The sequence below is a fragment of the Haliea sp. genome (assembly GCF_040222615.1).
GTDB lineage: Bacteria > Pseudomonadota > Gammaproteobacteria > Pseudomonadales > Halieaceae > Haliea.
Genome location: NZ_JAVKCQ010000203.1, coordinates 1 through 7,500, shown reverse-complemented (window position 1 = coordinate 7,500; position 7,500 = coordinate 1). Strand labels below are relative to the sequence as shown.

At 64.7% G+C, this 7,500-nt stretch carries 6 protein-coding genes and 1 pseudogene; 3 read left to right on the top strand and 4 right to left on the bottom strand.

Features of this window, described 5'->3' with window-relative positions; genetic code table 11:
* Nucleotides 1-1,490, top strand: a 1,490-nt coding sequence (pgi, locus tag RJQ10_RS16025; RefSeq protein WP_350148383.1) for a glucose-6-phosphate isomerase, incomplete at its 5' end; no start/stop codon positions are given.
* Here pgi and RJQ10_RS16020 read toward each other — a convergent pair.
* Genes RJQ10_RS16020 through RJQ10_RS16010 form a run of 3 tightly spaced genes read right to left on the bottom strand, consistent with a single transcriptional unit; the run spans nucleotide 1,487 to nucleotide 5,110 of the window.
* The gene (locus RJQ10_RS16020; protein ID WP_350148382.1) at nucleotides 1,487-2,836 is read right to left on the bottom strand and encodes a phosphohexomutase domain-containing protein; all 1,350 of its coding nucleotides are present in this window, start codon (nucleotides 2,834-2,836) and stop codon (nucleotides 1,487-1,489) included. The genes pgi and RJQ10_RS16020 overlap by 4 nt on opposite strands.
* Before the next feature lie 13 nt (nucleotides 2,837-2,849).
* Entirely contained in the window at nucleotides 2,850-3,677 is an 828-nt protein-coding gene (gene galU / locus RJQ10_RS16015) for a UTP--glucose-1-phosphate uridylyltransferase GalU (RefSeq protein ID WP_350148381.1), read from the bottom strand.
* Complete coding sequence (locus RJQ10_RS16010) at nucleotides 3,674-5,110, bottom strand: mannose-1-phosphate guanylyltransferase/mannose-6-phosphate isomerase (RefSeq protein ID WP_350148380.1); 1,437 nt, start codon at nucleotides 5,108-5,110, stop codon at nucleotides 3,674-3,676. Before RJQ10_RS16010 ends, galU begins: the two co-directional genes overlap by 4 nt.
* A gap of 210 nt (nucleotides 5,111-5,320) precedes the next feature.
* Between RJQ10_RS16010 and fabA the strand changes: the two genes are divergently transcribed.
* Together fabA and fabB are read left to right on the top strand one after the other, a co-directional pair.
* Complete coding sequence (gene fabA / locus RJQ10_RS16005; RefSeq protein ID WP_350148379.1) at nucleotides 5,321-5,836, top strand: 3-hydroxyacyl-[acyl-carrier-protein] dehydratase FabA; 516 nt, start codon at nucleotides 5,321-5,323, stop codon at nucleotides 5,834-5,836.
* A 4-nt stretch (nucleotides 5,837-5,840) separates the two neighbouring features.
* Nucleotides 5,841-7,067, top strand: coding sequence for a beta-ketoacyl-ACP synthase I (fabB, locus tag RJQ10_RS16000; RefSeq protein ID WP_350148378.1), 1,227 nt, complete (start codon nucleotides 5,841-5,843; stop codon nucleotides 7,065-7,067).
* A gap of 104 nt (nucleotides 7,068-7,171) precedes the next feature.
* Here fabB and RJQ10_RS15995 read toward each other — a convergent pair.
* Nucleotides 7,172-7,500 (bottom strand): annotated as a pseudogene (locus RJQ10_RS15995) (molybdopterin molybdenumtransferase MoeA); the annotation flags it as partial.

Here is a 7,500-nt window from a genome sequence, read left to right as displayed (position 1 = left end):
GTCGGGACAGCCGCGCTGCGCTGCTGCGACTGGCAGAGCAGGCGCAGCTGCCGGTGCGCGCGGGGCAACTGCTGGCGGGGGCACCGCTGAACAACACGGAGTCGCGAGCGGCACTGCATACCCTGCTCCGGGCCCGGACCGCCCCGACTGGCCTCAATGCGGAGTTCAGCGCGGTAGAGGACACCCGCCAGCGCATGCGGCTCTGGTGTGACCGGATCAACGGGGGCCACTTGCTGGGCCATTCCGGCGCGGTCATCAGGGATGTGGTCAATATCGGCATCGGCGGTTCCGACCTGGGACCGCGCCTGGTGACCGGGGCGCTGGCCGCCTTTCGCGGCCCCGTGCGCTGCCACTACGTGGCCAATGTCGACCCCGCCGACCTGCACTACACCCTGCAGGGGCTGGACCCGGACTCCACCCTGTTCATACTCTGCTCCAAATCCTTCCGCACCGAGGAGACCCTGGCCAACGGTGTCGCCGCCCGCGACTGGCTGCTGGCAGCCGGAACACCGGTGGAGGATCTACAACGCCACTTTCTCGCCATCACCACCAATCTGGAGGCCGCTGCGGAGTTTGGCGTTCCGGCCGACAACTGCCTGCCGCTGTGGGACTGGGTTGGCGGGCGCTATTCCCTCTGGTCCGCCGTCGGCCTCAGCGCCGCAATTGCCATCGGCTGGGAAAATTTCAGCCAGCTGCTCGGCGGCGCCGAGGAGATGGACCACCACTTCGCCAGCGCCAACAGCGTCCACAACCTGCCCATGCTGATGAGCCTGCTGGAGATCTGGTACTGCAACTTTTTTGCCGCCGGCAACCAGGTCGTGCTGCCCTATGACCAGGGTCTGGCGCGCCTGCCGGACTTCCTCCAGCAGCTGACGATGGAGAGCAATGGCAAGCGCGTCACCCGGGGCGGCGAGCCACTGGACTATGACAGCGCTCCGGTGTTGTGGGGGTCCGCCGGCACCATGGGCCAGCACTCCTTCCACCAACTGCTGCACCAGGGCACTCGCCTCTGCCCGGCCGATTTTATCCTGCCGCTGACAACCTCCCTGGGGGATGATGGTCGCCACCGGATGCTGGTCGCCAACGGCCTCGCCCAGAGTCGCACCCTGATGATCGGGCGCAGTGAGGACGAGGCCCGGGCCAGCCTGCTGGAGCGGGGAATGGACAGCGCAGAGGCGAACCGGCTGGCAGCACACCTGGCCATGCCGGGGAACCGGCCCAGCAGCGTGATCACCCTGGACGCCGTGACACCACACAGTCTCGGTGCCCTGCTGGCCTTGTATGAACATCGTACCTTCTGCAGCGGCCAGCTCTGGGGCATCAACTCCTTTGACCAGTGGGGCGTGGAGCTCGGCAAGGAAATCGGCACCGCCATCCTCAAGCGCCTGCAGCAGGCGGACGGCCCCCGGAACATGGATGCAGCCACCGAGCGGCTGCTCACCGAGTGGCACGCCGCGCAGCAGCGGCAAGCGCCGCAGGCTGCAAGCTAGGCGTCGAGCAGCGCCAGCAGCTCCCTGGTGCGCGTCTCCATCAGGGTCACATTGCCCCGGCTCTCCACGTTGAGGCGCACCACTGGCTCGGTGTTGGACAGACGCAGGTTGAAACGCCAGTCCTCGAACTCCATGCTGACTCCGTCCACAGACTCCACCCGCGAAGCCTCCGGCCCGTAGCGCTCCGACACCCGGGCCAACGCCGCCTGCGGGTCGGCAATGGTGCGATTGATCTCGCCACTGCAGGGAAACGCCGCCACCCGCTCAGCCACCAGCGCTGACAGGGGCAGACCGCGGCTGCCCATCAGGCCGGCGACCAGCAGCCACGGGATCATGCCGCTGTCACAATAGGCAAAGTCGCGAAAGTAGTGGTGCGCGCTCATTTCGCCACCGTAGACCGCGTTCTCCTTGCGCATGCGCTCCTTGATGAACGCGTGACCAGTCTTGCTCTGCACCGCACGACCGCCATAGGCCTGCACCAGGTCCGCCGTGTTCCAGGTCAGACGCGGGTCGTGCACGATGGCTGCGCCCGGATCCTGCTGCAGGAACGCCACTGCCAGCAGGCCCACCAGATAGTAGCCTTCCACGAACTCGCCGCGCTCGTCAAAGAAGAAGCAACGGTCGAAGTCCCCGTCCCAGGCAATCCCCATGTCAGCACTGTGAGCGACCACTGCGGCACTGGTCTGCGCCCGGTTTTCCGGCAGCAGGGGGTTGGGGACGCCATTGGGGAAATGGCCATCCGGCGCATGGTTGAGCTTGATGAACTCGAACGGCAGGTGCGGCTCCAGCAAGTCGATTACCCGCCCGGCGCCGCCGTTGCCGGCGTCGACCACAATCCGCAGCGGCGGCAGGCTGGACACATCCACATAGCTGAGCAGGTGTGCGATGTAGGCAGCGGAGGTATCCAGATGCTGGTAGCTGCCAGCGAGCTCCGCGGCACTGAATTCATTGCGGGCCGCCAGATCACGGATCGCGAACAGGCCACTGTCGCCGGAGATCGGCTGCGAGCGGGCGCGCACGAACTTCATGCCGTTGTAATCCATGGGATTGTGGCTGGCAGTCACCACGATACCGCCATCCATGCCGGCATGGGAGGTGGCGAAGTAGATCTCCTCGGTGCCGCACAGGCCGATATCGCAGACATCCACCCCCTGCTGGCACAGGCCCGCAATCAGGGCGCCCTTGATCGCCTCGCTGCTGAGACGGACATCGTGACCGACAACTACCCGGCGCGGCTTGATCACCTCGGCGAAGGCACAGCCGATACGGTGCGCGATATCCTCGTTGAGCTGGTCCGGAACCCGCCCGCGCACATCGTAGGCCTTGAAGCACTCCAGTGGCTGCACCGCGGGCTCCTGCTCAGCTGTGGGAATAGTGGTTTTCGTACACGAAATTGGTGGCCTCGACAAAGCCAGGTACGCTGCCACAGTCGAAGCGCCGACCCTTGAACCGATAGGCCATAACGCAGCCCTGCCGGGCCTGGGTCTGCAGCGCATCGGTCAACTGTACTTCACCGTTGGCACCGGGCGGTGTTTCGCGCAGGATGTCGAAGATATCCGGGGTCAGGATGTAGCGGCCGATGATTGCCAGGTTGGATGGCGCCACCGAGGCATCGGGCTTTTCCACCATTTCATCGACGCGATAAATGCCGTCTTTCAGGCTCTCGCCGGCAATGACGCCGTACTTGTGGACGTGCTCCATCGGCACTTCCTGGATCGCGACAATGGAGCAGCGGAACTGCCGGTAGAGCTCCGCCATCTGGCTCAGCACACCGGGGCCCTCGTTCAGGCAGAGGTCATCCGACAACACCACGCCAAAAGGCTCGTGGCCGATCAGCACCTCCCCGGTCAGGATGGCGTGGCCCAGGCCTTTCATTTCCCGCTGCCGCACCATGGTGAACACGCCGCGGTCGAGAACTTCGCGGATGCTCTCCAGGTACACTTCCTTGCCGGTGCCGGAGATCTGGTGCTCCAGCTCGAAACTGATGTCGAAGTGGTCGGCTATCGCGCGCTTGCCGCGCCCGGTCACCATCGCGCAGGTGGTCATGCCGGCGGCAATGGCTTCCTCCACGCCGTACTGCACCAGCGGCTTGTTGACAATGGGCAGCATCTCCTTGGGCATGCTTTTGGTCGCGGGCAGGAAACGTGTGCCGTAACCGGCCACGGGGAACAGACACTTCTTGATCATGAATTCTTCTCCTTGCCTGTGGCCGCTCGGTCGCGACCGTAAACATCTTCGAAGCGAACAATATCATCCTCCCCGAGATAGGTTCCGGACTGCACCTCGATCAACTCCAGCGGGATACGCCCGGGATTTGCGAGCCGGTGCTTGCGGCCCAGCGGGATGTAGGTGGATTCGTCTTCCGCGAGCATGAACACCCGATCCTCGCAGGTCACCTCCGCGGTGCCGTGGACCACGATCCAGTGCTCTGCCCGGTGATGGTGCATCTGCAGGGACAGGGTCTGGCCGGGATTGACGATGATGCGCTTGACCTGGAAGCGGTCCGCCGTGACCAGGGATTCGTAGGAGCCCCAGGGGCGGTAGACGCGGGAGTGCAGGGAAGCCTCCGGGCGCGACTCCGCCTTCAGGCGGTTGACGATGCGCTTGACGTCCTGCACCCGATCGCGATCCGCGACCAGGATCGCATCGGCGGTCTCCACCACCACCAGGTTGGCAACGCCGGTCGCGGCCACCAGCCTGGACTCGCTGCGGAAATAACTGTCGCGGCAGTTGTCGAGCATGACATCGCCCTGGGTGGCGTTGCCGTGCTCGTCACGCGCGGCAACCTCCCACAGCGCAGACCAGGCACCCACATCGCTCCAGCCGCAATCCAGCGCGACCACACCGCCTGCCCGGGTATGCTCCATGACAGCATAGTCAATGCTGTCGGCCGGACAGCCAGCGAATGCAACCGCCTCGGGGCGGATGAAATCCAGATCCACCGTGGCGCTGGCCATGGCGCGCCGACAGCAGGCCAGCATCTCCGGCTGGAACTGCCCCAGCTGCTCAAGGTAGGTTGCGGCACGCAACAGGAACATTCCGCTGTTCCAGAGATAGCTGCCGCTGTCCAGGTAGGACTGCGCGGTATCCGCGTCCGGCTTTTCGACGAACGCCTCCAGGGCGTACAGGTCTTCCCCCAGCGCGGCGCCGCAGCGAATGTAACCGTAGCCCGTCTCCGGCGCCTGCGGCACCACCCCGAATGTCATCAGGTGACCCTCCCGGGCCAGCGGCAGGGCCCGGCTCACAGCCTCGGCAAACGCCGCACTGTCCTGGATAATATGATCGGCGGGCAGCACCAGCAGTATCGCCTCGGGGTCCCGGACCTGCTCCTGAAGAGCCGCAAGCGCAACCGCAGGCGCGGTGTTGCGACCAACCGGCTCGAGAATCAATGCACTGGGAGCAATACCGACCTGGCGCAGCTGCTCGGCGACCATAAAACGGTGCTCCTCGTTGCACACCACCACAGGCGCACTGGCCTCGAGATTACCGGTGCGCTCCAGGGTCTGCTGCAGCATGGTGAGTTCTCCCGCCAGCGGCAGGAACTGTTTGGGATGCAGCTCCCTGGACACGGGCCAGAGGCGGCTTCCGACTCCACCGGAGAGTAAAACGGGCGTAAGCATGCTTTTTCCAGTCATGTTGAATCCGCTATCTTAGCTGATGGACAGAGGGCGAGGCCAGCGAGCCCTGGCCGCTCGCCGGGCCACAATGCTGGACTTGTGCCCCGCAGGTATTAGAATGGGCGACCTGAACCCGTTTACCCCACCGGATAAACTCAACGCAGAACCGGTGCCAGCAGCATCACCCCATCCCCGGGCCCGATTGGATACACTATGACTGCACAACACGCATTTGCCAAAGAAGAGCTGGTTGCCTGCGGCCTTGGCAAACTTTTTGGCCCCGGCAACGCCCAGCTTCCCACCGAAAACATGTTGATGCTGGACCGGATCACGCATATCAGTTCGGAGGGTGGCCGCTACGGCAAGGGCGAGATCGTCGCGGAGCTGGATATTCATCCGGATCTGTGGTTTTTCCAGTGCCACTTCCCGGGGGACCCGGTAATGCCGGGCTGCCTGGGCCTGGACGCCATGTGGCAACTCGTGGGCTTCTTCCTCGGCTGGCGCGGCAATCCCGGCCGCGGCAGGGCGCTCGGCTCCGGCGAAGTCAAGTTCACCGGGCAGATCCTGCCCACGGCGCACAAAGTCAGCTACAACATCCACATGAAGCGGGTCATCGAGCGCAAGCTCATCATGGGTATCGCCGATGGCGTGGTATCCGTGGACGGGCGCGAAATCTACAACGCCAGCGACCTGCGGGTCGGACTGTTCTCATCAACGGAGTCGTTCTAGTCCCATGAGCAGACGGGTAGTCATAACAGGGCTCGGCATCGTGTCCTGTCTCGGCAATGATGCCGACACAGTCGCCGACGCCCTCTACGAAGGGCGCTCAGGTATCAGCCTGCGGCAGGAACACATCGACATGGGCATGCGCTCGCACATCGCCGGGGCGCCGGACATCGATGTCGCCGGGCACATCGACCGCAAGCAGCTGCGATTCATGGCCGATGCCGCGGCGTTTGCCTACATCGCGATGCAGCAGGCCATTGCGGATTCCGGGCTCAGCGACCGGGATGTGTCCAATGTCCGCACCGGTATCATAGCCGGCTCCGGCGGCGCCTCCTCCGCCAGCCAGACCGAGGCCGCGGACATCCTGCGCGAGAAGGGCCTGCGCCGGGTCGGCCCCTACCGGGTGACCCAGACCATGGGCAGCACGGTGTCGGCCTGCCTTGCCACTCCCTTCAAGATCAAGGGTGTCAACTACTCCATATCCTCCGCCTGCTCCACCAGCGCCCATTGCATCGGCAGCGCCATGGAACAGATCCAGATGAACAAGCAGGATGTCGTATTCGCCGGTGGCGGTGAAGAACTGCACTGGACCCTGAGCAGCCTGTTCGATGCCATGGGCGCGCTATCGACCAAGTACAACGAGACCCCCGAGCGCGCCTCCCGGGCCTATGATGCCAATCGCGATGGCTTTGTGATCGCCGGCGGCGGCGGCATGCTGGTCCTGGAAGAGCTGGACCACGCCCTCGCGCGCGGTGCAAAAATCTACGCCGAGCTGGTGGGCTACGGCGCCACCTCCGACGGCTACGACATGGTTGCGCCCTCGGGCGAGGGCGCTGTCCGCTGCATGCAGCAGGCCCTGGCTACGGTGGTGGGGCCGGTGGACTATATCAATGCCCATGGCACCAGCACTCCGGCCGGGGATATCCAGGAACTCAAGGCGGTGCGTGAAGCCTATCGCGACCGCGACCACATCCCCGTGATTGGCTCGACCAAATCCCTGTCCGGACACTCACTCGGTGCGGCGGGTGTGCAGGAAGCGATCTACTCGCTGTTGATGCAGCAGCGCGGCTTCATCGCCGCCTCCGCCAATATCGACACGCTGGACCCGGAAGCCGAGGGGCTGCCGATCGCCAGGCAACGCCACGACAACGTGGACCTGCAGCGGGTCATGTCCAACAGTTTCGGCTTTGGCGGTACCCACGCCTCTCTGGTCTTCCAGAAATATCCCGGGTAAGTGTGTAGCCGGCCAGGTGTGGCCGGCGAGGTGCGGCCGGCGAGGTACGTCCTCAGCGACTCCCGGGGAGGTGCGGCCGGGCTGCCCCCAACGCCCGCTTCAGCTTACTCCAGCGACTCCAGCAACAGCACCTGCAGCCAGTCACCAGAACCAACCAGCGCGCCCACCGGCACCACTGCGAGGGCATTGCTGGCACACACCGAACTCAACACTCCTGAACTCTGGTTGTCGAAGGGGGTGGCCAGCATTCCATCTGCACCGGGCGCCAGCGTGACCCTCAGGTATTCCTGCCGGCTACCCGGCCGATCGCGGACAAAACCGGCACGCGCCGAGAGACAGACGGGCGCCACGTCGACGACTCCCTGGGCGCGCAACAGGAACGGACGCGCAAGCAGGCAGAAAGTCACGTAACTTGAAGTCGGGTTGCCGGGCA